24 protein-coding genes are annotated in these 25,016 nt (G+C 73.1%); 15 read left to right on the top strand and 9 right to left on the bottom strand.

Annotated features, from left to right (window positions below):
• Positions 1–4 precede the first annotated feature (4 nt).
• The 5 genes from ACQP2P_RS45805 (at position 5) to rplI (ending at position 2,747) form a co-directional block, all read left to right on the top strand.
• Positions 5–853 (top strand): hypothetical protein, encoded by an 849-nt coding sequence (locus ACQP2P_RS45805; protein ID WP_433611950.1) that lies wholly within the window; start codon positions 5–7, stop codon positions 851–853.
• Between the two features lie 230 nt (positions 854–1,083).
• A complete protein-coding gene (gene rpsF / locus ACQP2P_RS45800; RefSeq protein ID WP_033359943.1) occupies positions 1,084–1,374 on the top strand; it encodes a 30S ribosomal protein S6 in 291 nt (96 codons plus the stop codon).
• Between the two features lie 117 nt (positions 1,375–1,491).
• Positions 1,492–2,025 carry a single-stranded DNA-binding protein gene (locus ACQP2P_RS45795; RefSeq protein ID WP_433081827.1) on the top strand — a complete coding sequence of 178 codons (534 nt, stop codon included), beginning with the start codon at positions 1,492–1,494 and terminating at the stop codon, positions 2,023–2,025.
• 20 nt (positions 2,026–2,045) lie between these two features.
• Entirely contained in the window at positions 2,046–2,285 is a 240-nt protein-coding gene (gene rpsR / locus ACQP2P_RS45790; protein ID WP_223100246.1) for a 30S ribosomal protein S18, read from the top strand.
• A 12-nt stretch (positions 2,286–2,297) separates the two neighbouring features.
• Positions 2,298–2,747, top strand: a complete 450-nt coding sequence (gene rplI / locus ACQP2P_RS45785) for a 50S ribosomal protein L9 (protein WP_433081825.1) — start codon at positions 2,298–2,300, stop codon at positions 2,745–2,747.
• A 132-nt stretch (positions 2,748–2,879) separates the two neighbouring features.
• Here rplI and ACQP2P_RS45780 read toward each other — a convergent pair whose 3' ends face one another.
• Together ACQP2P_RS45780 and ACQP2P_RS45775 are read right to left on the bottom strand one after the other, a co-directional pair.
• Entirely contained in the window at positions 2,880–4,409 is a 1,530-nt protein-coding gene (locus ACQP2P_RS45780; RefSeq protein WP_433611946.1) for a YfbK domain-containing protein, read from the bottom strand.
• A 99-nt stretch (positions 4,410–4,508) separates the two neighbouring features.
• Positions 4,509–5,060 (bottom strand): hypothetical protein, encoded by a 552-nt coding sequence (locus tag ACQP2P_RS45775; RefSeq protein WP_433611944.1) that lies wholly within the window; start codon positions 5,058–5,060, stop codon positions 4,509–4,511.
• A 437-nt stretch (positions 5,061–5,497) separates the two neighbouring features.
• Here ACQP2P_RS45775 and dnaB point away from each other — a divergent pair, with 437 nt between their 5' ends.
• Positions 5,498–6,970: a replicative DNA helicase gene (dnaB, locus tag ACQP2P_RS45770; protein WP_433611942.1), complete on the top strand. Its 1,473-nt coding sequence runs from the start codon at positions 5,498–5,500 to the stop codon at positions 6,968–6,970.
• Here the strand turns inward: dnaB and ACQP2P_RS45765 are convergent.
• Genes ACQP2P_RS45765 through ACQP2P_RS45750 form a run of 4 tightly spaced genes read right to left on the bottom strand, consistent with a single transcriptional unit; the run spans position 6,967 to position 11,632 of the window.
• Positions 6,967–7,221, bottom strand: coding sequence for a hypothetical protein (locus tag ACQP2P_RS45765; protein WP_433611940.1), 255 nt, complete (start codon positions 7,219–7,221; stop codon positions 6,967–6,969). The two genes, dnaB and ACQP2P_RS45765, sit on opposite strands and share 4 nt — an antisense overlap.
• 60 nt (positions 7,222–7,281) lie before the next feature.
• Positions 7,282–7,902, bottom strand: coding sequence for a phosphoribosyltransferase (locus ACQP2P_RS45760; protein WP_433611938.1), 621 nt, complete (start codon positions 7,900–7,902; stop codon positions 7,282–7,284).
• Positions 7,903–7,910: 8 nt separating this feature from the next.
• The gene (locus tag ACQP2P_RS45755) at positions 7,911–9,104 is read right to left on the bottom strand and encodes a glycosyltransferase 87 family protein (RefSeq protein WP_433619560.1); all 1,194 of its coding nucleotides are present in this window, start codon (positions 9,102–9,104) and stop codon (positions 7,911–7,913) included.
• Positions 9,101–11,632: a putative bifunctional diguanylate cyclase/phosphodiesterase gene (locus ACQP2P_RS45750; RefSeq protein WP_433611936.1), complete on the bottom strand. Its 2,532-nt coding sequence runs from the start codon at positions 11,630–11,632 to the stop codon at positions 9,101–9,103. The genes ACQP2P_RS45755 and ACQP2P_RS45750 overlap by 4 nt, the downstream gene beginning before the upstream one ends.
• 399 nt (positions 11,633–12,031) lie before the next feature.
• Between ACQP2P_RS45750 and moaC the strand changes: the two genes are divergently transcribed.
• The 4 genes from moaC to ACQP2P_RS45730 all read left to right on the top strand — a co-directional run bounded on the left by moaC (position 12,032) and on the right by ACQP2P_RS45730 (position 14,634).
• The gene (moaC, locus tag ACQP2P_RS45745) at positions 12,032–12,457 is read left to right on the top strand and encodes a cyclic pyranopterin monophosphate synthase MoaC (protein ID WP_433611934.1); all 426 of its coding nucleotides are present in this window, start codon (positions 12,032–12,034) and stop codon (positions 12,455–12,457) included.
• Entirely contained in the window at positions 12,454–12,918 is a 465-nt protein-coding gene (locus ACQP2P_RS45740) for a MogA/MoaB family molybdenum cofactor biosynthesis protein (protein ID WP_433611932.1), read from the top strand. Before moaC ends, ACQP2P_RS45740 begins: the two co-directional genes overlap by 4 nt.
• 118 nt (positions 12,919–13,036) lie before the next feature.
• Positions 13,037–14,224, top strand: coding sequence for a molybdopterin molybdotransferase MoeA (locus ACQP2P_RS45735; RefSeq protein ID WP_433611930.1), 1,188 nt, complete (start codon positions 13,037–13,039; stop codon positions 14,222–14,224).
• Positions 14,221–14,634 carry a molybdenum cofactor biosynthesis protein MoaE gene (locus tag ACQP2P_RS45730; protein WP_433611928.1) on the top strand — a complete coding sequence of 138 codons (414 nt, stop codon included), beginning with the start codon at positions 14,221–14,223 and terminating at the stop codon, positions 14,632–14,634. Before ACQP2P_RS45735 ends, ACQP2P_RS45730 begins: the two co-directional genes overlap by 4 nt.
• On the opposite strand, the gene ACQP2P_RS45725 is transcribed toward ACQP2P_RS45730, so the two are convergent.
• Positions 14,597–15,106 (bottom strand): DoxX family protein, encoded by a 510-nt coding sequence (locus ACQP2P_RS45725; protein WP_433611926.1) that lies wholly within the window; start codon positions 15,104–15,106, stop codon positions 14,597–14,599. The two genes, ACQP2P_RS45730 and ACQP2P_RS45725, sit on opposite strands and share 38 nt — an antisense overlap.
• A gap of 54 nt (positions 15,107–15,160) precedes the next feature.
• On the opposite strand from ACQP2P_RS45725, the gene ACQP2P_RS45720 reads away from it, so the two are divergent.
• From ACQP2P_RS45720 to ACQP2P_RS45700, 5 genes are read left to right on the top strand one after another with little or no spacing between them, the layout of a single operon-like run.
• Positions 15,161–16,507, top strand: coding sequence for an SWIM zinc finger family protein (locus ACQP2P_RS45720; RefSeq protein ID WP_433611924.1), 1,347 nt, complete (start codon positions 15,161–15,163; stop codon positions 16,505–16,507).
• Positions 16,504–18,060, top strand: a complete 1,557-nt coding sequence (locus ACQP2P_RS45715; protein ID WP_433611922.1) for a DUF5691 domain-containing protein — start codon at positions 16,504–16,506, stop codon at positions 18,058–18,060. The genes ACQP2P_RS45720 and ACQP2P_RS45715 overlap by 4 nt, the downstream gene beginning before the upstream one ends.
• A gap of 35 nt (positions 18,061–18,095) precedes the next feature.
• Entirely contained in the window at positions 18,096–19,226 is a 1,131-nt protein-coding gene (locus ACQP2P_RS45710; RefSeq protein WP_433611920.1) for an ATP-binding protein, read from the top strand.
• Positions 19,216–21,438 carry a DUF5682 family protein gene (locus ACQP2P_RS45705; RefSeq protein WP_433611918.1) on the top strand — a complete coding sequence of 741 codons (2,223 nt, stop codon included), beginning with the start codon at positions 19,216–19,218 and terminating at the stop codon, positions 21,436–21,438. The genes ACQP2P_RS45710 and ACQP2P_RS45705 overlap by 11 nt, the downstream gene beginning before the upstream one ends.
• The gene (locus ACQP2P_RS45700) at positions 21,431–22,609 is read left to right on the top strand and encodes a VWA domain-containing protein (protein WP_433611916.1); all 1,179 of its coding nucleotides are present in this window, start codon (positions 21,431–21,433) and stop codon (positions 22,607–22,609) included. The genes ACQP2P_RS45705 and ACQP2P_RS45700 overlap by 8 nt, the downstream gene beginning before the upstream one ends.
• Here the strand turns inward: ACQP2P_RS45700 and ACQP2P_RS45695 are convergent.
• The gene (locus ACQP2P_RS45695) at positions 22,594–23,802 is read right to left on the bottom strand and encodes an ATP-binding protein (RefSeq protein ID WP_350613984.1); all 1,209 of its coding nucleotides are present in this window, start codon (positions 23,800–23,802) and stop codon (positions 22,594–22,596) included. The genes ACQP2P_RS45700 and ACQP2P_RS45695 overlap by 16 nt on opposite strands.
• A 307-nt stretch (positions 23,803–24,109) precedes the next feature.
• A complete protein-coding gene (locus ACQP2P_RS45690) occupies positions 24,110–24,958 on the bottom strand; it encodes an LppU/SCO3897 family protein (protein ID WP_433611914.1) in 849 nt (282 codons plus the stop codon).
• Positions 24,959–25,016: the final 58 nt, after the last annotated feature.

Raw genomic sequence — 25,016 nt, 5'->3', positions numbered from 1 at the left:
TACCTTGTCTGGACACCGAACGGCAGTCCGCCTGGCGGCTACCGCCGCGGCGATCGCCGCCGCGGCCCTGACCGTGGGCGCCAGCCCGGTGAGTGCCGCCCCCGCCGACCCGACCGTCGAGTTCTCCGGCGGCAGCGTGCTGAGCCTGCTGGTCTGCAAGTCGCAGCCGAACACCGCCGACCTGTCGGTGCCGGCCGACACGCGGGTCAACTTCGTCAACCGTCTCGGTCAGAACGCGTCGCTGAAGGTGGACGGGCAGTCCGTGGCGACGGTACAGCCGAATCAGCAGGTCCCCGTGCTCTTCAAGAAGGGGCCTGTGGAGGTCGCGATGACCTTCGACTGCGGAGTCGGCGTCGTGCAGCAGTTCAAGCCCGTTGCGGTCGGCGTGACCGCGCCCCCGCCCGCTCCCGCCGCGACCGGACAGGCCGCGCAGGGGCCGGCCAAGGCGGCACCGGGCGCGACGAAGAGCTCGCCGGCTCACGGACCTGCGGGCGCGGCGGCCGGTGCGGCCAACGGCGTGATCAACAACCGCACGGGTGGTGCGACCCGCTCGACCAAGACGCCGGCGGCGCAGGACGGGTCGGCGACTGCGGCGGATGAGCTCGGTACCGAACCCGCGGACCCGTCGCTGCTGGACCCCAGCGCGGCGGCGGCCCCGGCGATCGCCGCGGACCCGAGCGCGCCGGTCGACGATCGTGTCACCGTTGAGGAGCCCGTGGCCGCGAGCGGCCCGGCGAGCAACGGCCCGGCCGGCCTGCTGGCACTGGTCGCCACGGTCTGCGTGGTCGGTGTTGGAATAGCCGCAATTCGGGCTATTATTGCGCAGCGGGCATCACGCGCTAGCTTCGCATAAGGTACGATTTTCCATAGCTCCGCGGGGCGCCGTCATCCAACGCACCGGTGTGGTCGTTCCTCCCCAGGTCCCACCCAACGAAGCGGATGACGCGCCCCGCGGTCTTTTTCTGTCTTGACACGGCAACGTGTACTCTGGTTCGGTCTCCCGCCTCATGGACGGGTAGACGACGCACGACCTCCTGCCGCGGATGGACCGCGGCCGCTTAGCCCGTGGGAGGTGAGAACGTCTTGCGTCATTACGAGATCATGGTGATCCTCGACGGCAGTCTCGAGGAGCGCACCGTAGCCCCGTCGCTCGACACGTATCTCAACGTGATCCGGACGTCGGGTGGCTCGGTCGAGAAGCTCGACGTGTGGGGCCGCCGGCGCCTCTCGTACGAGATCAACAAGAAGACCGAGGGTATCTACGCCGTCATTGACCTCCAGGCGTCGCCGGAGTCGGTGGCCGAGCTGGACCGTCAGCTGCGACTCAACGAGTCCGTGCTGCGCACCAAGGTCATCCGGCCCGAGGTCCGCTAAGCGGATTCGGGCGAGATCGATCTGCTTCGCCCGGCCGCAGGTCAAAGGGCGTGACGGGAAACTGTCGTACCCCTGTGACAAGGTGGCCATACACCAGCGCGCGAGGAGTTGACTCATATGGCAGCGGGAGACACCACGATCACGGTCATCGGTAACCTGACCGATGATCCTGAGTTGCGTTTCACTCCGTCGGGAGCGGCGGTCGCCAAGTTCCGGGTGGCCTCGACCCCCCGGACGATGGACCGCCAGACCAACGAGTGGAAGGACGGCGATCCGCTGTTCCTGTCCTGCACGGTGTGGCGGCAGGCGGCGGAGAACGTCGCCGAGTCGTTGACCCGCGGGTCGCGGGTGATCGTCTCCGGCCGGCTCAAGCAGCGGTCGTACGAGACGCGCGAGGGCGAGAAGCGCACCGTCATCGAGCTGGAGGTCGACGAGATCGGCCCCTCGCTGCGCTACGCGACTGCCAAGGTGCAGAAGATGTCGCGCAGTTCCGGTGGTGGCGGCGGTGGATTCGGCTCCGGCGGCAACAGCGGCGGCGGTGGCGGAGGCGGCGGGTACAACGATGACCCGTGGGCCAACGCGACCCCGGCTGGTGGCGGCGGAGGCGGCGGCAGGTCGAACTCTTCCTTCGACGACGAGCCCCCGTTCTAATGGCATCAGGAGCAAGAGCAATGGCGAAGGCTGCGGCCCTGCGCAAACCGAAGAAGAAGGTGAACCCTCTCGACAAGGAGGGCATCGCCTACATCGACTACAAGGACACCGCGCTGCTGCGGAAGTTCATCTCCGACCGCGGCAAGATCCGCGCTCGGCGGGTGACCGGTGTGACCGCCCAGCAGCAGCGTCAGATCGCGCGTGCCGTCAAGAACGCGCGCGAGATGGCGCTGCTCCCCTACACCGCGACCACGCGCTAAGGGGGCCGGGACATGAAGATCATCCTTACCCAGGAGGTCTCGGGCCTCGGGACCCCCGGCGACATCGTCGAGGTCAAGGACGGTTACGGGCGCAACTACCTGCTGCCGCAGGGATTTGCGATTCCGTGGTCCAAGGGCGCCGAGAAGCAGATCGTGACGATCAAGCGGGCCCGCTCGGCCCGGGAGATCCGCGACCTCGGGCACGCCAACGAGGTCAAGGCCCAGCTCGAGGGCCTCAAGGTGCAGCTGGCCGTTCGCGCTGGGCGCGAGGGTCGGCTGTATGGCTCGGTCACGCCGGCTGAGGTCGTCGAGGCCGTGCAGAAGGCGGGCGGGCCGGAGCTCGACCGCCGGCGGCTCGAGCTGCCGGGCCACGTGAAGTCGGTCGGCGACTACAAGGTGCAGATCAAGCTGCACCCCGAGGTCGCGGCCTCGTTCACGCTGAAGGTCACGGCGGCCAAGTAGGGCGCTTTGCAAGTCGTTGGGCCTCGGGGCGATCGTGCTCCGGGGCCCTTCGGGTTTTGTGGGGGCGGTCGGCTTTCCGCGGCCGGCGAGGTGGGCGGCGTTCCCGGCTGGTCGGCGCATGAGGTTCGGCGTTTAGTCGTAGAGCTTGATCGCGTCGTTGATCGTGCTCGCGAGGTCGTCGGCCTGGGCCGAATCGCCGGCGTTCGCGGCGATCGTGTGCAGGTCGGCGAGGCGGACCTCCTCGGCGTACCGGCTGGCTCGCAGCACCTCGGCCAGGTAGGCCGCGGCGTAGTCGACTCGCAGCGGGCGGGGGGACTCGGCGAAGTCGGCGCTCAAGTCTGTGACCTTGACCGGCCGGGCCAGCTCGCTCGGCTGGCGGGTCGCCGGGTCCTGCCAGCGCACCCGCACGTCGGCCAGGTGGCCCTCGGCGCCGGGGCGCAGGTGCAGCGCGTACAGGGCCGTCACCGCGTGGCCGGGACCGACCTCGCCGCCGTCCACCCGGTCGTTGCGGAAGTCGGACGCGGCGAGGGCTCGGTTGTCGTAGCCGATCAGACGGTACGAGAGGACCGTCTTCGGATCGAACTCGACCTGGGCCTTCGCGTCCAGGGCGCGCACGGCGACGGTCGCGGGGAGCTGCTGCACGAAGACTCGGTCGGCCTCCGTCTGGCTGCTGACATACACCACGTAGCCGTCGCCCTTGTCCGCCAGCTGCTCCATCAAGCGGTCGCCGTAGTCGCTGCCCACGCCGACGCCCATGAGCGTGATCTGCTTGGCCGCCGCCTCCTGGATCTCGCGCACGAGCGGGGTGGCGTCGGTCTTGCCCACGTTCGGCAGGCCGTCGGACAGCAGGATGACGCGGTTCGTGGCGTTGCTGCGGAAGCCCTTGCGCGCGGTGTCGTAGCCGAGGCGCAGGCCGGCCTCGAGGTTCGTGCTGCCCGAGACCTTCAGGCGGTCGATGGCCGCTTCCACGCCGTCGCGGTCGCGGACCTGGGTCATCGGGCGCAGGACCTCGGCCTCGTCGGAGTACGCGACGAGGGCCACCGAGTCCGTCGGCCGCAGCTGGTCCACGAGCGTGTGCAGGCCGCGCTGGACCAGGTCGAGCTTGCCCGGCTCCGACATCGAGCCGGAGACGTCCACGACGAAGGTCAGGGCCGCGTCCGGGCGGCCGGCGTCCGAACCGGCGCGGGTCTGCAGGCCCACGCGCAGCAGGCGGGTGGACTCGTCGGCGCCGCGGTGGGTGGACGGCATCCGCGTGCCGTCGGTGTTGATCGAGAAGCCGTTGCCCTCGGGCTCGCGGTACTGCTGGTCGAAGGAGTTCACGAACTCCTCCGGGCGGATCGTGCTCGTCGCGGGGCGGCGGCCGGATTCGAGGGTGCGCTTCGCGAAGCCGTACGAGGCCGTGTCGACGTCCACCGCAAACGTCGACACGGGCCGGTCGGCCGCGGAGACCTCGCCGGCGCCCGCGCGCCCGGCGTCGCCGTCGGACTCCGGCGTCGCGCCGCCGACCATGCCCCCCGGCGTGCCGTAGTTCTGGCCCGGGGCCGCCTTGCCCCCGCTGTCGCTGTCGAGCCCGTCCGTGCCGCCGCAAGCCGCCAGCAGGGTGGCGGCCAGTGCCACCACCGCGGCGAGCCGCAGGCGTCGTGCTGCGTGTCGACCGGCCATCGAAGCCTCCTCATGAGGTGTTTGGCCGGTCAGACGGCGGCGCTCAGGGAACGGCTCCCGGCGTGATCCGACGGTGACCCAACGGTGATCGACGAGTTGTCAAAAGGAGAAGTGCTGCGTCGCCAGTACGGCGAATCCGACCGTCGCCACCCCCGCGCCCAGCACCGCACTGGCGAAGCCGATCGCGAAGGGCCGCCAGCCCGTCGTCACCTTCCCCAGGAACATGGCGACCACGATGCTGATCGCCAGCGAGACGGCGAGCTGCGGCACCAGGCGGCCGATGTTCGCCAGGGCCTCGTCGTGCTGCGACGGGCAGGGCAGGCCGAACGCGTTGGTGCAGCCCGGGCGCGGGTCGTCGGGCAGGGTCAGCGACCACGCGGTGTAGGCGGCGAAGGGGATGAGATACCAGCAGGCCGTCGAGATGAACGAGCCGATGTAGACGCTGTGTTGGTCCGGCTCCTCCTCGTCGTCCTCTTCCTCCTCGTCGTCGTCCTCGCGGTCCACGGGCGGGGGCGGCGGCAGGGGCAGGCGGCGGCGGGGACGTCGGGTGGCCCACTCGTCGTGATCGAGCACGCGGCCCTGGCCCGGACGCCGGTTCGGGTCGGAGCGGGCGGGGAACGGCTCGATGCCGTAGTCGTCCCCCTCCGACACACGCTGCTGCGGGATCCAGCGCTCCTGGCGCGGATCCCAGCGGCCCGTCTCCGGTGCCTGCCGCTCTCGGCCTCGCGGCCGATCCCAATCCGGGTACCCCACGCCGGAGAGCGTCACCCTTTCGTGACCTTTTCGCAATCGGTCGTCCAGATGAGGATTCGCGGCGCTCTTTTTCCCGCACACAGGCTGTGGAGAACGTATGCACAGGTCAGGGGGCAGTTGAACGGGTCGTTCACGCAGTTTTCCACAGGGCTGTGCACAACCTATCCCAAGGTCTGCGGCCTCGGTCCACAGGTTGTCCAGAGGCTTGTCCACCGGCTAACTTTCACCCAACGCCAGTCGCCCCATACCGTTGCGCGGGCGCGTCGCGCGCCGGCGAGTTTTTGTCATACCCCCGAGGTCTAATGACCAGGCGGGTGTGGCGTTGGGGGGCGGAAATGTCGATCACCGAGGACAGGCGCAGCAGCGAGCACAGCTGGGACGAGGAGCCGCCCCCGGAGCCGGGCGAACGCTTCGAGCGTGGTGACCGCGGCGAGCGCGGTGAGCGTAAGGCGTCCGGTCCGCCCTCGGGCGGCGCCAGCACCTTCGAGCGCACCCCGCCGCAGGACGTCGCCGCGGAGCAGAGCGTGCTGGGCGGCATGCTGCTGAGCAAGGACGCGGTCGCCGACGTCGTCGAGATCCTCAAGACGCAGGACTTCTACAAGCCGGCCCACAGCACCATCTACGACGCGATCCTGGACCTCTACGGTCGCGGCGAGCCCGCCGACGCCGTCACCGTGGCCGCGGCGCTGGCCGACAGCGGCAACATCGCCAAGATCGGCGGCGCGCCCTACCTGCACACGCTGATGACCGCGGTGCCGACCGCCGCGAACGCCAGCTACTACGCCCGCATCGTGGCCGAGCGCGCCGTCCTGCGCCGCGTGATCGAGGCGGGGACGCGGATCGTGCAGCTCGGCTACGGCTCCGACGGCCCGGGCGGGCGCGACGTCGACGACGTGGTGGACCTCGCGCAGCAGGCCATCTACGACGTCACCGAGAAGCGCGTCAGCGAGGACTTCGCGGTGCTCGCGGAGATGCTGCAGCCGACCCTCGACGAGATCGAGGCGGTCGGCGCGCAGGGCGGCATGATGACCGGCGTCCCGACCGGCTTCCAGGACCTGGACCGCCTCCTCAACGGCCTGCACGCGGGCCAGTTGATCATCGTGGCCGGCCGACCCGGTCTCGGGAAGTCGACTGCCGCGATGGACTTCAGTCGCGCGGCCTCGGTGAAGCACAACATGGCCTCGGCCATCTTCAGCCTGGAGATGTCCAAGGTCGAGATCGTCATGCGGCTGCTCTCCGCCGAGGCTCGGGTGCCGCTGCACGTGCTGCGGTCCGGGCAGCTGTCCGATGACGACTGGACCAAGCTCGCGCGGCGCATGGGCGAGATCAGCGAGGCGCCGCTGTTCGTGGACGACACGCCCAGCATGAACCTGATGGAGATCCGGGCCAAGGCGCGGCGGCTCAAGCAGCGGCACGATCTCAAGCTCATCGTGGTCGACTATCTGCAGCTCATGACGAGCCCCAAGCGCACCGAGAGCCGGCAGCAGGAGGTCGCGGACCTGTCCCGTGGGCTCAAGCTGCTGGCCAAGGAGGTCGAGTGCCCGGTGGTCGCGGTCAGTCAGCTCAACCGTGGTCCCGAGCAGCGCACCGACAAGCGGCCGCAGCTGTCCGACCTGCGTGAGTCCGGGTCGATCGAGCAGGACGCGGACGTCGTCATCCTGCTGCACCGCGATGACTACTACGACAAGGAGTCGCCGCGCGCGGGCGAGGCGGACTTCATCGTGGCCAAGCACCGAAACGGGCCGACGGACAGCATCACGGTCGCGGCGCAGCTGCACCTGTCGCGGTTCGTGGACATGGCGATCTAAGGGCCGGCGGGCTCCGGAACGCAGATCCAGGCTCTGGGCACCAGGAAGCCGTCTTCGATCTCGACGATGTCGTCCGGGTCGTCGGAGTACCGCCCGCTGTCGCCGAAGCCGGACCCGTTGGGCCAGCGCAGGACCGTCAGCGGGTCGGCGGGGAGGTCGATGCCGAGCGGGTCGCGGATCTCGTCCAGTTCGTCGTCGGTGGCCGGGGCAGCAGGTCCGCGGCGGTCGCCGGCGCATGCCGGTGCAACCACGCCTCGAGGGCGGCGAGCGTCGGCAGGGGGCGTTTGAGCATGTGAGCCCCGCCGGGACGGTCAGGCCAGGAGGGCCGTCACGTCGGCGTCGGTGAGCTGATGGAAGTCCCTGTAGAAGCGGCTCACGGCGCCGAAGTCGGACTCCGCGAGCGGGCAGACGACCTCGTCCGCCGAGCGCCGCAGCCGCGCCACCGCCTCCGCCGCGCCCACCGGGACGGCCAGGATCACCGCGGTCGCCGCGAGCGACCTCGCCACCGCCTCCGCGGCGCCCGCGGTCGCGCCCGTGGCCAGGCCGTCGTCGATCACGAGGGCCGTGCGGCCGTCGAGGTTCAGTGGCGGGCGGCCGCGGCGGAAGTGGCGCTCGCGGCGGCGGAGCTCGGCGGACTCGCGGCGCAGGACGGCGGCGATCTCGTCGTCGCCGAGGTGGCGGGCGATGTCGTCGTTGATCACGCGCACGCCGCCGGGGCCCACGGCGCCGAAGGCCACCTCCCGGGCCCACGGCACGCCCAGCTTGCGGACCACGAGGACGTCCAGGGGGATGCGCAGGCGGCGGGCGACCTCCGCGGCCACCGGTACGCCGCCGCGGACCAGGCCGAGGGCGATGGCGTCCTCGCGGCCGGCGTGGGCGGCCAGGAGCCCGGCCAGGACGGCGCCGGCCTCCTCGCGGTTGCGGTACCCCATCCTTCTGTCTACGCCGGGACCGGCTCACGCGTCTTGTGCTGGGACCACCAGAAGGCGAGGAAGGCCACCGGGTACAGGAGGTAGCCGAAGCGGGTCGCCGGCGTGAGCATGATCGCGGCGGTCAGGCCGGCGGCGATGTACGCCGCGGCCCGGCCCGAGGACCTCGGCGGGTTGCGCACGAGCAGCAGGGCGATGACCGCGCCGGCCAGCAGGAGCAGGGCCAGGGCGACCGTGCGGCCCGCCGGGAGGGCCGAGGCGATGAGGTACCCGGGCAGCGGGGACTGGGCGGGGCTGGTCACCAGGCCGTGGCCGCCGGGGAAGCGAACGGCGTTCTCGAGGTACGCGTCGGCGTCGACCAGGAGGGCCGGGAGCAGGGCCAGGAGCGGGATGCCGAGGGCGGCCGCGGCGAACCAGGCCGGGCGGCGGCGGGTCGACAGGGCCAGGACCAGCAGGACCAGGGCCACCGGCAGGGCGAAGAGCTTCAGGGCGCCGGCCAGGCCGACCGCCACGCCGGCGGCCAGGAAGCGGTCGTTCGCCGACAGGGCCAGGGCCAGCAGGCACAGGGCCAGCACCGGGAGGTCGTCGCCGCCGGTCGCCAGGGTCAGGGCGCACAGGGGCAGGACGGCCACCGCCTGGGCCAGCGGGAGGGCGCGGGTCGAGAAGGCCAGCAGGCGCAGGGTCCAGAGCAGGCAGAACACCGTGGCCACGGCGAACCACACCCGGGCGTCGGTCCACCAGGCCTCGCCGAAGGCGGCTCGGGGCAGGCCGAAGACGGCCATGCCGGGCTGGTAGGGGGCGTACCCCATCAGGCGGTCGGGCTCGGGCAGGGCGGCGATCGCGTCGTGGGAGAGGTACGGGGTGCCGGTGTGGACCAGGCGCTCGCCCATCCGCTCGACCACCAGGACCTCCTCCTGGGCCCGGTCGGTGCGGCCGGCCGCTCGCTGGATCGACTCGATCAGCAGCGGCAGCAGGGCGGTCGCGGCGAACAGCAGCGGGATCACCCGCCAGCGGGCGATCAGCAGGACCAGCACGGCGCCGGCCGCGTAGCCGATCCAGGCGACCTGGCCCCAGGCCCGGTGCGGCAGCAGGGTGGACGTCAGGGCGGTCACCGCGGCGAAGACGGCGCACAGGGCGTAGAAGGCGGCGTCCAGGAGACGGGGGCGCAGGTCGGTAGCGATGCGGCCAATTGTGCCGAAGGTCAGGTTGACCGCTCGCGGCCGGGCGGGGGTTCGGCGCCGAGGCTCATGCGGCGGGCCCGGCGGCTTCTCGACATGCGGATCACCGCGCCGGTGTCGTGCAGGGGGTCGGCCAGGTGGCCCTCGCCCCGGTGCAGGTGGGCCAGCAGACGGTCCGAGGGCATGGCCCGCGCGAACAGGTGGCCCTGGCCCGCCGGGCAGCCCAGCTCCCACAGTTGCTGGCGCTGGTCCTCGCGCTCCACGCCCTCGGCCACCACCAGGAGGTCGAGGCTGCGGCCCAGGTCGATGGTCGAGCGGACCACGGCGCCGGGGGCCGAGGCGTTCATCGCCGACACGAAGCTGCGGTCGATCTTGAGTTCGTCGACCGGGACGCGGGCCAGGGTGGCCAGCGAGGAGAAGCCGGTGCCGAAGTCGTCCAGGGCGAGGCGGATGCCCTGGTCGCGCAGGGCGGCCAGGACCTCGTCGACGACTTCGAGCTTGCTCAGCGTCACCGACTCGGTGAGCTCGATGACCAGGGCGGAGGCCGGTACCCCGCGCGCACTCAGGCGTCTGGCCACCGCGTCCGGGAAGGACGGGTCGAGCAGGCTGCGCGGGGAGACGTTGACCGCGACGGGGATCTGGTAGCCGGCGTCCGCCCAGTCCGTGACGGCGATCAGGGCCTGGTCCAGCACGGCGTCGGCGAACGCGGCGAGCTGGCCGGAGCGCTCGATGGCCCCCAGGAACCGGTCGGGCGAGAGCGGGCCCTGGTCGGGGTGCTGCCAGCGGGTCAGGGCCTCGGCGGCGATGACCCGGCCGCTGGCGAGGTCCACGATGGGCTGGAAGTGGACGGTGAACTGGTGCTCGGCGATGGCGCGGGCCAGGTCGCCGCCGAGGGTGAGGCTGTTGACGTCGGCGGTGTCGCGCGCCTGGGCGTAGACGACGACGCGTTGGCCGTCCTGCTTGGCCTGGTACAGCGCGATGTCGGCGCGCCGCAGGAGCTCGCCGACGCTTCCACCGGTGCCGGTGGTCACGCCGCAGCTGGCCTCGACGCTGATGCGCATGTCGTCGAGCTCGATGGCCGGGGCGAGCGCGTCGAGCATGGCGTGGGCGCGCAGCTCGGCGATCGCGGGCGCGCTGAGGCCGGCGAGGAGGACCGCGAACTCGTCGCCGCCGAAGCGGGCGACCAGGTCGCCGGGGCGGGCCGCGGCGGTGAGGCGTTCGGCGACGGCGAGCAGCACCCGGTCGCCCTCGGCGTGCCCGAGGGTGTCGTTGACCTCTTTGAAGTGGTTGAGGTCGATCAGCAGTACGCCCACCACCCCGGCCTGCCCGGCGAGGATGTCGTTGCCGTACTGCTGCAGCCGCCGCCGGTTCGCCAGCCGGGTGAGCGGGTCCTGCGCCGCGGCCCGGGCGTGGCTGTCGGCGAGGCGCTGGGTCTCGGCGAAGGTCGCGGCGTTGCGGATCGCCGTGCACAGGGCGGCGGTGAAGGTGCGCAGGGTGTACTGCTCGCGCTCGGTGAACCGCACCGGCCCGGAGCCCCGGAACCGCAGGCGCAGCTGGCCGAGGTCACCATCGCCGCGGTAGCTCTCGAGCGCGACGGGGATCAGGTAGCCCTCGGCGGCCGGCGCCTCGCCGGGCGGGCCGTCGTAGAGGATCTCCGAGCCGTTGCTGCGCACCAGGCGGGACCCGCCGCGGGGCGGATGGATCTCGACCTCGGCCTGGTCGGTCGAGAAGATGTCGGTGGCCCGGCGGACGGCGGCGTAGAGCACCGCGGTCTCGTCGACGGAGTTGAACTCGTCGGTGGCCTCGGCGAGGCGCTGCCACGCCTCGTTGCCCTGGCGGGTGCGCAGCTGGTTGGCGGCCGCGAGGTGGATCGCGGAGACCAGTGGCGGGAGGACCATCAGGAGCCACTCGCTGATCCGGTAGGCCAGGACGGTGGCGAGCGCGACGCCGAAGAGCCCGAGGCGCGTGATGATCGTGAAGTTGACCTGCGCCAGGATCAGCTGCCGGAACGGTTTGCCCGTGATGATCGAGAACAGCGCGTGCGACACGATCTCGTCGACGAGCATATAGGCGACGAATGCGGCGAAAAGTCCGGGTATGACGCCGATTACGGAAAAAGTGGTATCGAGCAGTATTGGTGAGGTTCCGACGGCGCCGGCGGCGGCAACCGCGGCCGTCGCGCCAATGGTGTCTTTTCCGACATTGAACCCGATCTTCATCGGATCGGTCGCGCGGCGGCTCAGCTGAGACAGGAACGCGCCGCAGGCGGTGCCCAGGATCATGGCCGGCGCCGGGAGGAAGACCGCGGCGAGGGTGATCACGGCGGTGGTCGGCACGATGCCGTCGGAGACCGAGCGGATGCGCACGTCGATCACGGCGAAACCGTTGCCGACCAGCACGATCGCGAGGACAGCCAGGCCTGCGACGGCGGTCGGATGCTCGGCGAATGACGACAGTGCCGTGAGGACGGCGGCGGACCCGCCGACGACGACGGGACCAACGAGGCGCCATAGGCGCCGGTTGGTCGCGTCGTCGGTTCGCGGTGTTTTCTGCATCGGCCCGCTTCATCGTGGCCGATGTGGCCGCGGGCTTGTCAACCCGTCGAACGGGTCACTGCCAGGTGTGGTCCTTCTCCATGTTTTCGCCCCCAAAGGTCGCTGCTGAATTCGACCCCCCGTCAGCTCCGAATATCGAAAATCATCGAAGTCCGAAGCACTGAACGCAGCCTAGGGTGCAAAACGCAAGATGCCCAAAGCGATTTGTCCGTCGAATCATAGTTTGCGAACTATAACGGCCTTTGTCACGATTTGGCGACGTGAGCGTGACGCTCCGTATAGCGAAATCGACGCAGCTAAGCCTTAGCCTGCATGATCAACCGGCCGCGCGCCTCCGGTGACTAAGCTCTTTGGGTGCCAAATGAGCTGACGCACGTGGACTCGTCCGGGGCGGCGCGGATGGTCGACGTGGCCGCGAAGGACATCACCGCGCGCCGGGCCGTCGCGGCGGGATTCGTCCGCACCACAAGCGAAGTCGTCGCGCTGTTGCGTGATGGGGCGCTGCCGAAGGGTGACGCTCTGGCGGTCGCGCGCATCGCCGGGATCATGGGCGCGAAGCGGACGCCCGATCTTGTGCCGTTATGTCATCCCATCGCCCTGCATGGCGTGACGGTCGAGTTGACGCTGCGTGACGAGACCATCGAGATCGAGGTCGTGGCGAAGACGGCCGACCGGACCGGCGTCGAGATGGAGGCGCTGACCGCCGTGGCGACCGCGGGGCTGGCGCTCATCGACATGATCAAGGCGGTGGACCCGGCGGCCTCCATCGAGAACGTGCGGGTGCTGCGCAAGGAGGGCGGGAAGAGCGGGGTGTGGCAGCGATGAGGGCGGTCGTGGTGGTGGCGTCCAACCGGGCGGCGGCGGGCGTCTACGCCGACACCAGCGGGCCGTTGCTGGTCGAGGGGTTGCGGGCGCTGGGGTTCGAGGTGGACGAGCCCGTCGTGGTGCCCGACGGGGAGCCGGTCGAGGCGGCGCTGCGGGCGGCGCTGCCGGCCGCGGACGTCGTCCTGACCAGCGGGGGCACCGGAATCACGCCCACCGATCGCACGCCCGAGATGACGCGCCGCGTGCTCGACTACGAGGTGCCGGGCATCGCGGAGGCGATCCGGGCGGCCGGCGCGGCGAAGGTGCCGACCGCGATCCTGTCGCGCGGGCTCGCCGGAGTCGCGGGGCGGACGCTCGTCGTCAACCTCCCCGGGTCCCGGGGTGGCGCGAAGGATGGATTGGCCGTGCTCGGACCGGTTCTCAAGCACGCGGTGGAGCAGCTTCGCGGCGGAGATCACTGAGGGATAAAAGCGAGGCCGAGCCCACGCGGACCCGGCAATGACGGCGCGCAGCGCCGAATGGTGTCTGACGGGAGCAACGGTCCGCAGGTGACGCGGACCGGAGCATTAGGCTTCGAACGTGACGTTACCGATCGCCTGGACGACCGCCCGCGAGATCGTGCACGCCGCGGGCTCGGCGGTCGCGCCGGAGCCCGTCGAGGTGCCCCTCGCCGACGCCGACGGCCTCACCCTCGCCGCGGACCTGGTCACCCTGACCGACCTGCCCGCCTTCGCCACCTCCAGCGTCGACGGCTGGGCCGCCCGCGGTCCCGCGCCCTGGCGGATCGTCGGGCGGGTGCTCGCCGGGGACACCGCCGCGCCGCTCACCGCCGACGGCACCTGCGTCGAGATCGCCACCGGCGGCATGGTGCCCGACGGCACCACCGCCGTCGTGCGCATCGAGGAGTCCGAGACCGTCGACGGCCTGGTCAGCGGCGCCGTCCGCCGGCAGCCCGACTGGCGCCGCCAGGGCGAGGAGGCGGCCGCCGGCGAGGTGCTGCTGCCCGCGGGCACCCCGGTCACGCCCGGGGTCATCGGGCTGGCGGCGTCGTGCGGCTACGACACGCTGACCTGCCGCCCCGCCCCCCGCACGGCGCTGCTGGTCTTCGGCGACGAGCTGCTCACCTCCGGCGTCCCCGCCGACGGCCGGGTCCGTGATGCGCTCGGGCCGGCCCTGCCCTCCTGGCTGCGGCGCGCCGGCACCCAGGTCGTGCACGCGCGTGGGCCGGTCGCCGACACGCTCGAGGAGCACGTGGCCGCGCTGCGCAAGGCCGTCGACGCCGGCGCGCAGGTCATCTGCACCACCGGCGGCACCATGCACGGGCCGGTCGACCACCTGCACCCCGCCCTCGCCGAGCTCGGCGCCCGTTACGTCGTCAACACCGTGGCCGTGCGCCCCGGCTTCCCGATGCTCGTCGCGCAGCTACCCGGCGGGCAGTTCGTCGCGGGCCTGCCGGGCAACCCGCAGTCCACGTTCGTCGCGCTCGTTTCGCTGGTACTGCCCCTGCTCGCCGGCCTCACCGGCCGCACCGTGCCCGAGCCGGCCACCGTGACCCTCGGCGCCGACGTCCCCGGCCGCGGCGACTTCACCCACCTCGCGCTGGTCACGCTGGCCGGCGGCCGCGCCCACCCGGTCGCGCACGCCGGCTCGTCGATGCTGCGCGGGCTGGCCAACTCCGTCGGGTTCGCGGTCATCCCGCCCGGCACCGAGGGCCACGCGGGCGCGCCCGCCCAGCTCGTGCCCCTGCTGGACGGGGACCGCGCGTGATCCGCACCCAGGTCACCACCGAGCCCCTCGACGTCCAGGCACACGAGCGGGCCGTCGCCGACCGGGCCGCCGGGGCCGTCGTGTCGTTCGCCGGCGTCGTGCGCGACCACGACGGCGGGCGGGGCGTGGTCGAGCTCGAGTACGAGGGCCACCCCAGCGCCGGTGACGTGCTCGCCGAGGTGGCCGCCGAGATCGCCGCCGACCCCGCGGTGCGCGCGCTCGCCGTCTCGCACCGGGTCGGTCGGTTGGAGATCGGCGACGTGGCGCTGGCCGCGGCCGTGGCGACCGCGCACCGGGCGGAGGCGTTCGTGCTCTGCGCCCGGCTCGTGGACGAGGTGAAGGCGCGGCTGCCGATCTGGAAACGTCAGGTGTTCACCGACGGCGAAGAGGAATGGGTGAACTGTCCTTGAGGTGGCGCCGGGCCCGCTTGAGCGTCTTGCCCACATGACCCGCACGCCAGCGCAGGTCGGGCCGGCCCTCGCGGTCGAGCGCGGCCAGCAGCAGGCCGCCCATCAGGCCCAGGTTCTTCATGAATTGGATGCGCTGCTGGGCCCGGTCCTGCGGGTTCTCGATCTCCCAGAACGCGTGGCCGGCCAGGGTCGTGGGCACCAGTGAGCCGGCCAGCAGCAGCGCCGCCGGCCGGGTCGCGTGCCCGGTCGCGAGCAGCACGCCACCTGCCACCTGGGCCGCGCCGTTGATCCGCACGAGGGTCTCGGCGTCGGTCGGCAGGCTCGGGTGCAGCGCCTTGATCGTCGGCTCGAGCCGGTCGGTGACGGGCTTGGCCCGGCCCGCCAGTCGCGCCGGGCTCGTGAACGCGGCCCAGCCCTGGACCACGAAGATCGCCGCGAGCATCGAACGGGCTGCGGTACGTACGGGTCTCATGACGGAAACATACCCAGCGGGGAAATGTCGTACCCCCTCACTACGGTAAGCAGCATGGCGGAAACAACGACGGTCACCACGGTCTGGACGACCGACCAGGTGATGGCGCTGGCCCCCGACTCGTCCGCGCAGCGGGCGGCGCGCGGGCTCGCGGGCGACCGCGTCTGGCTGGAGACCGGCCTCAGCGCCGCCGACGACGTCGACCCGACCCTGTGGGGGCTGTGCCAGGGCAGCGGGAGCACGCCGTATCAGACCGCGGTCGACCTCACCGAGCCCGCGTTCAAGTGCACCTGCCCGAGCCGCAAGTTCCCGTGCAAGCACGCGCTCGCCCTGCTGCTGCGGTGGTCCTCCGGCTCGGTGCCGGAGGCGGTCGCACCCTCGTGGGCGAGTGCCTGGCAGGCGGCCCGGGCGGCCCGCGCCGGCCGCGCCACCGCCGGACCGGCCGAGGAGCCGAAACCCGGCAGCCGCGCCGGTGGCCGGGCGGCGGTCAGCGAGAAGGCGCAGGCGCGCCGGGCCGACCGGATCGCCGCCGGGCTCGACGAGCTCGACCGCTGGCTCGCCGACCAGGTCCGCGCCGGGCTCGCCGGCACCGGCAAGGGCGGCGCGGCCTGGGACACGATGACCGCCCGGCTCGTCGACGCCCAGGCGGCCAGCGCCGCGGGCATCCTGCGCCGGACCGGCGCCGTGCTGGGCTCCCCCGAGCGCCTGCTGGGCGAGCTGGCGCGGCTGCACCTGCTCGTGGGGGGTTACCGGCGGCAGGATGAGCTGCCCGAGGAGCTCGCGGCGAGCGTGCGGATGCGGGTCGGGGTGCCGATCGCGACCGAGACGGTGCTCGCCGGGGCGCCCGTGCGCGACCGCTGGCAGGTGCACGGGGTGCGCGACGAGATCGAGGACCAGCTGACCGTGCGCCGGGCCTGGCTGCGCGGGGCCGGGTCCGGGCAGCCGCTGATCGTGCTGTCGTTCGCCGTGGCGGGCCAGTCGCTCCCCGTCGACCTGCTGCCCGGCACGGAGTTCGACGCCGACGTGTGCCTGTATCCAGGCGGCCAGCCGGCCCGGGCGCTCATCGCCAAGCGGCACGCGCCGCCGGAGCGGATGCACTTCGTCGCCGGCGGCGCCGGGATCGAGGACAACCTGCGGGCGCACGCGCTCGCCCTGGCCGGGGACCCCTGGCTCGACTACTGGCCGATGGCGCTCGACGGGGTGTGCCCGGTGCGCGACGGCTCCGGGTGGGCGCTGGTCGACGCCGACGGGTTCGGGCTGCCGCTCGACCCGGCGGCCGGAGAACCCTGGCGGCTGGTGGCGGTGACCGCGGGGCGCCCCGCGACCGTCACCGGCGAGTGGTCGGCGGGCGGGCTGCGCCCCCTCGGGGTGTGGGCCGACGAGCGGCTGGTGCGGCTGTGAACGGGCCGGACTGGGGCGACGTGCTGGCGACCGCGCTCGTCGGGACGCAGCGGCGGACGTTGCCGGCCGGGGTCGGGCGGCCCGGCGAGGACCCGGCGGAGGCGCTGCTCGACGCGGCCGGGACGCTGACGCTGTTCCGGCGGGCCGGGTTCCGGGCGCGGGCCGGGCTCACGGTGCCGGAGCCGGCCCCCGACGACTCCGGGATCCCGCTCGTGTCCTGGGCGGCGGCCGCGCGGGCGGCGGACCTGCTCGCCGTGGACGCGGCCGGCTACGGCACCAGCAACGCGGTGCCGGTCCGCGACGCCGACGGCCGGCTGGAGCTGCTCGCCGAGTGGCTCGGGGCCGTGCACGACCGGCGCGTGCCGGGCGAGCTGCTGCCCGCGCTGCTGGAGATCGCGCGGCGGCACCGGGCGCTGCGGCCGCTCGTCGCCGCGGCCGGCGGGTCCCGGGCGGCGTGGCTGGCCCGGCAACGGCCCGAGTGGGCGTTTCTCGGCGCCTCGGCGGCCGATGCCCACGATGCCTCCGGTGCCCCCGCCGACGACGCCCAGGGCTGGGAGCTCGGCTCGATCGGCCGGCGCGTCGGCATCCTCACCGCGGTGCGCCGGGGCGGGCCCGAGGGCGAGCAGCGCGGCCGCGACATGCTCGCCGACGTCTGGCCGACCGAGACGCCCGAGGACCGGGCCGCGCTGCTCGGCACGTTCGCGACCGGGCTCTCCCCCGCCGACGAGCCGGTGCTGGAGGGCGCCCTCGACGACCGGCGCAAGGAGGTGCGGATCGTCGGGCTCGACCTGCTGGCGATGCTGCCCGACAGCGCCTATGCGCGGCGGATGATCGAGCGGACCGCGGCGTGCGTGCGGATCGTCGGCGGGGGGATCCAGGTGGTGCCGCCGAGCGCCTGCGACAAGGCGATGCGCCGCGACGGGATCGTGCCGCGCCCGCCCGCCGGGATCGGTGAGCGGGCCTGGTGGCTGGAGGAGCTGCTGACCCGCACGCCGCTGCGGGTGTGGGGCGAGCCGGAGGAGTTCCTGGCGCTGCCGGTGACCGACGAGTGGGCCGCCGTCCTGCGCCGCGGGCTGGCCCGGGCCGCGGCCGGGCAGCGGGACCCCCGCTGGGCCACGGCGCTGACCGGGCGGCTCACCGAGGAGGTCGCGGCGGGCGGTCGCCCCGACGACCGGCTGCTGCTCGAGGCGCTCTACGACGCGCTGCCCTCCGACGCGCTCTCCTCCCTCGCGGTCGGGGTGCTGCGCCGGGGGCTCGCCGGGGCCGCCGCGGTCGGCGTCGAGCACGTGCTCGAGCTGTGCCCGCGGCCGTGGCCGGAGCCGCTGGCCGAGGCGGTGTTCGGCGCGCTGGACGACCTCGGCGGCCGGCGCTCGGCGGGCTGGCGCCTGGCCGGGCTGTGCGAGCTGGCCGCGCTGCGGCTGCCGGCCGACACCGCGGCCCGCGCGACCCGCATGGCCGCCGCCCTGCCCTCGGACGACCCGATGTCCTCGATCGTCGGCCGCTTCGCCGACACCCTGCGCTTCCGCCACGACATGCTGGCCGAGCTGGCATGACCCCCGACGTCCGAGCCGATCTCCCAGGAGTCAGCGTGACCAGCACAGTCGATGTCACCGCCGCCCACGTCGCCGGCGCGCCCGTCGCCGAGACGGTGCAGCGGCGGCACGCCGAGGACGAGTTCGCGGCCGAGCTCGTCGCGCTCGCGGCCGGCGACGAGCGGCCGCGCCCGCCGGGATGGCGGCTCTCGCCCTCGGCCGTCGTCACCTACCTGCTCGGCGGCGAGGCGGGCGACGGCACCGCGATCACCCCGAAATACGTCGGGCCGCGGCGGCTCATGGAGGTCGCCGTCGCCACCCTCGCCACCGACCGGGCGTTGCTGCTGCTCGGGGTGCCCGGCACCGCGAAGACCTGGGTCTCCGAGCACCTGGCCGCGGCGATCAGCGGCGACTCGACGCTGCTCGTGCAGGGCACGGCCGGCACGCCCGAAGAGGCGATCCGCTACGGCTGGAACTACGCCCGCCTGCTCGCCGAGGGGCCGAGCCGGGCCGCGCTGGTGCCGAGCCCGGTGCTGCGCGCGATGGCCGACGGGCGGATCGCGCGCATCGAGGAGCTCACCCGGGTGCCCTCCGACGTGCAGGACACGCTGATCACGATCCTGTCGGAGAAGACCCTGCCGGTGCCCGAGCTCGGGCAGGAGGTCCAGGCGCGCAAGGGCTTCAACGTCATCGCCACCGCCAACGACCGCGACCGTGGCGTCAACGAGCTCTCCTCCGCGCTGCGGCGCCGGTTCAACACCGTGGTGCTGCCGGTGCCGGCGGGCGTCGAGGAGGAGGTCGACATCGTCGCGCGGCGCGTCGCGGCGCTCGGCAAGGCGCTGGAGCTGCCCGAGCTGCCGCCGGCCGCCGACGAGATCCGGCGCGTGGTCACCGTCTTCCGGGAGCTGCGCAACGGGGTCACCGAGGACGGGCGGACCAAGCTCAAGTCGCCCAGCGGCACGCTGTCCACGGCCGAGGCGATCTCGGTGGTCACCAACGGCATGGCGCTCGCCGCGCACTTCGGCGACGGGGTGCTGCGGGCCGGGGACGTGGCCGCGGGCATCCTCGGCGCCGTGGTCAAGGACCCGGTGTCGGACCAGGTGGTGTGGCAGGAATACCTCGAGACGGTGGTGCGCGAGCGCGAGGGCTGGCGGGACTTCTACCGAGCGGCCCGCCGTGGCGAGTGAGCCTCTGCTGCTCGGGATTCGTCACCACGGGCCGGGGTCGGCCCGGGCGGTGCGCCGGGCGCTGGCCGAGTTCCAGCCCGAGGTGGTGCTGATCGAGGGGCCGCCGGAGGCCGACGCGCTCGTGCCCTTCGCCGGGGACGAGGACATGCGGGCGCCGGTGGCGCTGCTGGCCTACCCCGCGGACAACCCCGACCCGAAGCTGCGCGCCTCGTTCTGGCCGCTGGCCGAGTTCTCGCCGGAGTGGCAGGCGATCCGGTGGGCCGTGGCGCGCGAGGTGCCGGTGCGGTTCGCCGACATGCCGGCGGCCGTGCGCCTGGCCTCCCCGCCGGCGGCTGCGCAGTCCGACGACGACGCGGTGCGGCTCGACCCGATCGGCGCGCTGGCGGAGGCGGCCGGCTACGACGATCCCGAGCGCTGGTGGGAGGACGTGGTCGAGCACCGGGTCGACCAGTCCCCGTTCGCGGCCATCGCCGAGGCGATGACCGTCGTGCGGGCGCACGCGCCGGTCCCGGGCGAGGCCGAGCGGGTCGAGGAGGAGCGGCGCGAGGCCTACATGCGCATCGGGCTGCGCTCGGCGCTCAAGGAGTTCGAGCGCGTGGCCGTCGTGTGCGGGGCCTGGCACGTGCCCGCGCTGACCGGGCCGCTGCCCAGCGCCGCGGCCGACAACGCCGTCGTGCGCGGCCTGCCGAAGGTCAAGGTCGCGATGACCTGGGTGCCGTGGACGCATGCGCGGCTGGCGTCCTGGCAGGGCTACGGCGCCGGCGTGCGCTCCCCCGGCTGGTATCACCACCTGTTCACCTCCGTCGACGCGCACGTGATCGAGCGCTGGCTGGTGCGGGCGGCCGGGGTCCTGCGCAAGGACGGCGTGCCGGTGTCCAGCGCCCACGTCATCGAGGCGACCCGGCTGGCCGAGGCGCTCGCGACCATGCGCGGGCGGCCGCTGGCCGGGCTCGCCGAGGTCACCGACGCGGCCCACGCGGTGCTCTGCGACGGCGACGACCTGCGGCTCGCGCTCATCAACCGGCGGCTCGTGGTCGGCGACCGGCTCGGCCGGGTGCCGGACCAGACGCCCGGGGTGCCGATCGCCCGGGACGTCGCCGGCAGCCAGCGGCGGCTGCGGCTGCCGCCCCGGGTCGAGCGCCGGGAGCTCAAGCTCGACCTGCGCCAGCCCTTCGACCTGGAGCGCAGCCGGCTGCTGCACCGGCTCCGGCTGCTCGGCGTCGAGTGGGGCAAGGTGCTGGCGGCGGCCAAGGGCAAGGGCACGTTCCGCGAGGAGTGGGAGATCGCCTGGCAGCCCGAGTTCGCGGTCGACCTGGTTGAGGCGGGCGCCTACGGCACGACCGTGCTCGAGGCGGCCACCGCCCGGGTCACCGAGCAGGCCCTGAACGCCGCGACCCTGGCCGACGTGACCGCGCTGGTCGAGCGGTGCCTGCTCGCCGACCTGCCCGACGCGCTGCCCGGCGTGCTCGACGCGCTCGACGAGCGGATGGCCCTCGACGCCGACGTCGCCCACCTGATGGACGCGCTGCCGGCGTTGGCGCGCACGTTGCGATACGGCGACGTGCGCGGCACCGACCTTTCGGCGCTCCGCGACGTCACGCTCGGGATGATCACCCGGATCTGCGTCGGGCTGCCGGCGGCGGTCGGCGGGCTCGACGACACCGCCGCGGCGGTCATGCGCGACCGGATCGACGGGGTGCAGGGCGCGCTCGCGCTGGTCGACGACCCCGAGGCGCACGCGCGCTGGCATGCGGTGCTGTCCGGGCTGGCCACCCGCGACGACCTGCACGGCCTGCTCACCGGGCGGATGAACCGGCTGCTGCTGGACGCGGGCGCCGTCGACTCCGACGAGATCGGGGCGCGGATGGCGCTCGTGCTGACCGTCGGCGTGCCGGTGGCCCGCACGGCGGCCTGGATCGAGGGCTTCCTCGCCGGCGACGGGCTCCTGCTGGTGCACGACGAGCGGCTGCTGGCCCTGGTCGACGCGTGGCTGACGGACATCCCGGCCGAGGCGTTCCTCGAGGTGCTGCCGCTGCTGCGGCGGACGTTCAGCGGCTATCCGGCGCCCCAGCGGCGCATGATCGGCGAGCGTGCGGCCGGCATCGGCACCGGGCGCCCGGGCGCGGGCGCGGACGACGAGATCGACGCGGCCCGCGGCGCGCTGCTGCTGCCGGTCGCGGCGCGGCTGCTCGGGAGGGAGTTGCATGTCTGAGGACGAGGGCGACGAGCGGCTGCGGCGCTGGCGGCTCGCGCTGGGCGGGGCCCCCGAAGCCGAGGGCACCGGCTACGGGCTCACCGGGACGGACGCGGCGGTCGACGCGGCGCTCGGCGCGCTCTACGACCAGGGTGAGGACGGGACGTCCGGGCCGCGCGGGGCGGGGCTCGGGGCGTCGGCGCCGCGGGTGGCCCGGTGGCTGGGCGACATCCGGCAATACTTCCCGTCGACCGTCGTGCAGGTGATGCAGGCCGACGCGATCGAGCGGCTCAACCTGACCCGGCTGCTGCTGGAGCCCGAGATGCTCGACGCCGTCGAGCCCGACGTGCACCTCGTCGGCACGCTGCTCTCGCTCAACCGGGTCATGCCCGACAAGAGCAAGCGGGCCGCCCGCAAGGTGGTGGCCAAGGTCGTCGCCGAGCTCGAGCGGCGCATCGCGCAGCCGACACGCACCGCGCTGAGCGGGGCGCTGAACCGGGCCGCGCGGATCAATCGGCCGCGGCACCACGACATCGACTGGCACCGCACGATCCGCGCGAACCTCAAGCACTACCAGGCCCGGCAGCGCACCGTCGTGCCGGAGCGGTTGATCGGCTACGGCCGGCGGGCCCAGGCGGTGCAGCGCGACATCGTGCTCTGCGTCGACCAGTCGGGGTCGATGGCGGCGTCCGTGGTGTATTCGGGCGTCTTCGCGGCGGTGCTGGCCTCGATGCGCTCGATCAAGACGTCGCTGGTCGTGTTCGACACGGCGGTGGTGGACCTGACCGATCGCCTCAGCGACCCCGTCGACGTGCTGTTCGGCACCCAGCTCGGCGGCGGCACCGACATCAACCGGGCCATCGCCTACGGCCAGCAGCTCATCACCCGGCCCCGGGACACGATCTTCGTGCTGATCAGCGATCTCTACGAGGGCGGTGTGCGCGAGGAGATGCTGCGGCGGGTCGCGGCGATGACGGCGGCCGGCGTGCAGGTGATCACGCTGCTGGCGCTGTCCGACGAGGGCGCGCCGGACTACGACCGCGAGAACGCCGCGGCGCTGGCCGCGCTCGGGGTGCCCGCGTTCGCGTGCACGCCGGACGTGTTCCCGGAGCTCATGGCGGCCGCGATCGAGCGCCGCGACCTGCGGGGCGTCGTGGAACGGGCGGAGGCCCGTCACTCGGCCGGCTGAGTCCGCAGATAGCGGGCGAAGTGGGGGACGGTGAAGGCGACCGTTCCCCGCTCGCCCGAGTAGATCAGGCCCTTCTTGATCAGGGCGTCCCGGGCGGGCGACAGGCTCGCGGGCTTGCGGCCGAGGGTGCGGGCGATCTCGGCGGTCGGCACGGCCTCGGAGACGTCGACGGCCGGCAGCAGGGTGGCCATCGTGCGCATGTACTCGCGCTCGGCCGGGGTCGCCCGCTCGTAGCGGGAGCCGAAGAATCCGACCGCCAGCTCCGCCTCCGCCTCCGGCGCCGCCACGCGCACGTCGGCCGCGGTGATCGGCGAGCGCGGCGCGTGGTCCCAGGTCGCCTTGCCGTAGGCCTGGACGAAGTACGGATAGCCGCCGGAGGCCTCGTAGAGCGCGTCGAGGGCCTTCGCCTCGTATTCGACCTCCTCCCGCTCGGCCGGCGCGGTGAGCGCGAGGTCGGCCGCGATCCGATCGAGGCGGTCGATGCGCTGGTAGCGGAAGAGCCGCTCGGAGTAGGACTTCGACGCCGACAGCAGCGCCGGCACGTGCGGCAGCCCGGCCCCGACCACGATCAGCGGCGCCCCGGTCTGGGACAGCTCGTGGCAGGCGGCGCAGAGCGCGGAGATGTCGTCGGCCGCGAGGTCCTGCAGCTCGTCGATGAACAGCGCCACCCCGGTGCCGACGTCACTGGCCACGCTCGCCGCGTCGGTGAACAGCTCGACGAGGTCGATCTCGATGTCGCCGGAGTCGGCGCGCCCGACCGCGGCCGGCACGTCGATGCCGGGCTGCCAGCGGTCGCGCAGCTTGGACGGCGGCTTGCGCGGGTCCTCGCGCAGCGCGAAGGCCTTGAGCACGCCGAGGAACTCGTCGATCCGGTCGGGCGCGCGGTGCTGCGGGGCCAGCTCCCGCACGGCCATGTGCAGGGCGGCCGAGACCGGGCGGCGCAGCGACTGGTCCGGCCGCGCCTCGATCTTGCCGGTGCCCCACAGGTGCGAGATGGCCTCGGAGCGCAGGGTGTTGAGCAGCACCGTCTTGCCGACGCCCCGCAGCCCCGTGAGCATGAGCGACCGCTCGGGGCGCCCGCGCGCCACGCGCTCCAGCACGATGTCGAAGGCGTGCAGCTCACGGTCGCGGCCGGCGAGCTCGGGCGGGCGCTGACCGGCGCCGGGAGCGTATGGATTGCGAACCGGGTCCACGAATCGCACAGTATCGGGCTTTCTAGCGCGCAGGCTAGAACCGCGTAGAGGAACCTCTACGGCGTGTCGTCGTGGAGCATCTACGGCTTTCTAGCGCGCACGCAAGACAGCCTTATAAGGCACCATCGAAGGATACCGAACACGCGTTCGATGGCTGGCTCGAACTAATGTACTACACCCCCGCGGGAGCGCGTGGCAAGGGGGTCACATATGGGGGCGAAGCTTGTCTGGTCATGCATGGGGCCCCCGGTGACCACGGTCACCGGGGGCCCTCGAAACGCGATCAGCCGCGGATGTGGTCGAAACCTCAGGTCCGCAGTTTGAGGCAGAGCACGAAGTCGTTGGCGTCCACGGGGCTGTCGAAGAAGTAGTCGTGCGTGTACCCCTCCGTGCCCTTGCACTTCGTAGTGTCCTTCGTCTGCGGGATTCGCTTCAGCACCTCATACGCGCCGGGCGCGCACTGCACCTTCTGCATCTGCGGGTGCTGGTTGTCGGTGCCGACGTTCTTGAGGCACTCGCCGACCTGGACCGAGGCCGCGTCGCCGGCCTGCACGCCGGCCTTGCTCGGCGAGGAGCCCGCGCTCGGGGCGGCCGACTGCCCGGCGCCGTTGCCCGCGGGGGTCGACGCGTCGGGCTTGGACGAGCCTGAGGCGGCCGGGGCGTTGGTGTCGGCCTTCTTGTCCTTCAGCACGTAGTAGTACACGCCGACGCCGCCGCCACCGCAGAGCAGCAGCACGAGGAAGGCGACCAGCGCGATCGTGCCGCCGGAGCGCTTCTTCTTCTCCGGCTCCGGGGGCGGGCCCCACTGCGGCGGCCCGTCGTTGTAGCCGCCGGGCTCGTCGCCGTAGGGCTGGTAGCCGCCGCCCGGCTGCTGGTAGGTGCGGTCGTCGTATCCACCGCGCCGGTCGTCGTAGCCCTGGCCCGGATAGGCGCCCTGGTTGCCGTAGCCCCCGCCGCCCTGGCCGTAGCCGCCGCCTTGACCGTAACCGCCGCCCTGGCCGTAACCGCGGTCGCCGTAGCCTCCGCCGCCCTGGCCGTAGCCCTGGTCGCCGTAGCCCTGGTCGCCATAGGGGTCGCGCTGACCGCCCTGACCCTGCCCCCATGGATCCTGAGGCTGACCCTGGTACGGTCCGCCCGGCGGTCCGTAACCCGACATGATGTCCTCCTGGTCGTCCTGCGGCCGGTGGTCGGCTTGCTGAGCCTATCGGCGTCAA

The sequence above is a fragment of the Dactylosporangium sp. CA-139114 genome, assembly GCF_050955725.1.
GTDB lineage: Bacteria > Actinomycetota > Actinomycetes > Mycobacteriales > Micromonosporaceae > Dactylosporangium.
Note: the sequence above shows the minus strand (reverse complement) of the source record. Positions and strands in the feature narration are given on the sequence as shown.

What these genes read in the sequence shown, in the direction of transcription:
- ACQP2P_RS45750 (WP_433611936.1), bottom strand. Translation starts at nt 11,632, where the DNA reads ATGCAGAAAACACCGCGAACCGACGACGCGACCAACCGGCGCCTATGG.
- rpsR (WP_223100246.1), top strand. Translation starts at nt 2,046, where the DNA reads ATGGCGAAGGCTGCGGCCCTGCGCAAACCGAAGAAGAAGGTGAACCCT.
- ACQP2P_RS45690 (WP_433611914.1), bottom strand. Translation starts at nt 24,958, where the DNA reads ATGTCGGGTTACGGACCGCCGGGCGGACCGTACCAGGGTCAGCCTCAG.
- ACQP2P_RS45760 (WP_433611938.1), bottom strand. Translation starts at nt 7,902, where the DNA reads ATGGGGTACCGCAACCGCGAGGAGGCCGGCGCCGTCCTGGCCGGGCTC.
- rplI (WP_433081825.1), top strand. Translation starts at nt 2,298, where the DNA reads ATGAAGATCATCCTTACCCAGGAGGTCTCGGGCCTCGGGACCCCCGGC.
- ACQP2P_RS45700 (WP_433611916.1), top strand. Translation starts at nt 21,431, where the DNA reads ATGTCTGAGGACGAGGGCGACGAGCGGCTGCGGCGCTGGCGGCTCGCG.
- dnaB (WP_433611942.1), top strand. Translation starts at nt 5,498, where the DNA reads ATGTCGATCACCGAGGACAGGCGCAGCAGCGAGCACAGCTGGGACGAG.
- moaC (WP_433611934.1), top strand. Translation starts at nt 12,032, where the DNA reads ATGGTCGACGTGGCCGCGAAGGACATCACCGCGCGCCGGGCCGTCGCG.
- ACQP2P_RS45740 (WP_433611932.1), top strand. Translation starts at nt 12,454, where the DNA reads ATGAGGGCGGTCGTGGTGGTGGCGTCCAACCGGGCGGCGGCGGGCGTC.
- ACQP2P_RS45795 (WP_433081827.1), top strand. Translation starts at nt 1,492, where the DNA reads ATGGCAGCGGGAGACACCACGATCACGGTCATCGGTAACCTGACCGAT.
- ACQP2P_RS45725 (WP_433611926.1), bottom strand. Translation starts at nt 15,106, where the DNA reads ATGAGACCCGTACGTACCGCAGCCCGTTCGATGCTCGCGGCGATCTTC.
- ACQP2P_RS45780 (WP_433611946.1), bottom strand. Translation starts at nt 4,409, where the DNA reads ATGGCCGGTCGACACGCAGCACGACGCCTGCGGCTCGCCGCGGTGGTG.
- ACQP2P_RS45720 (WP_433611924.1), top strand. Translation starts at nt 15,161, where the DNA reads ATGGCGGAAACAACGACGGTCACCACGGTCTGGACGACCGACCAGGTG.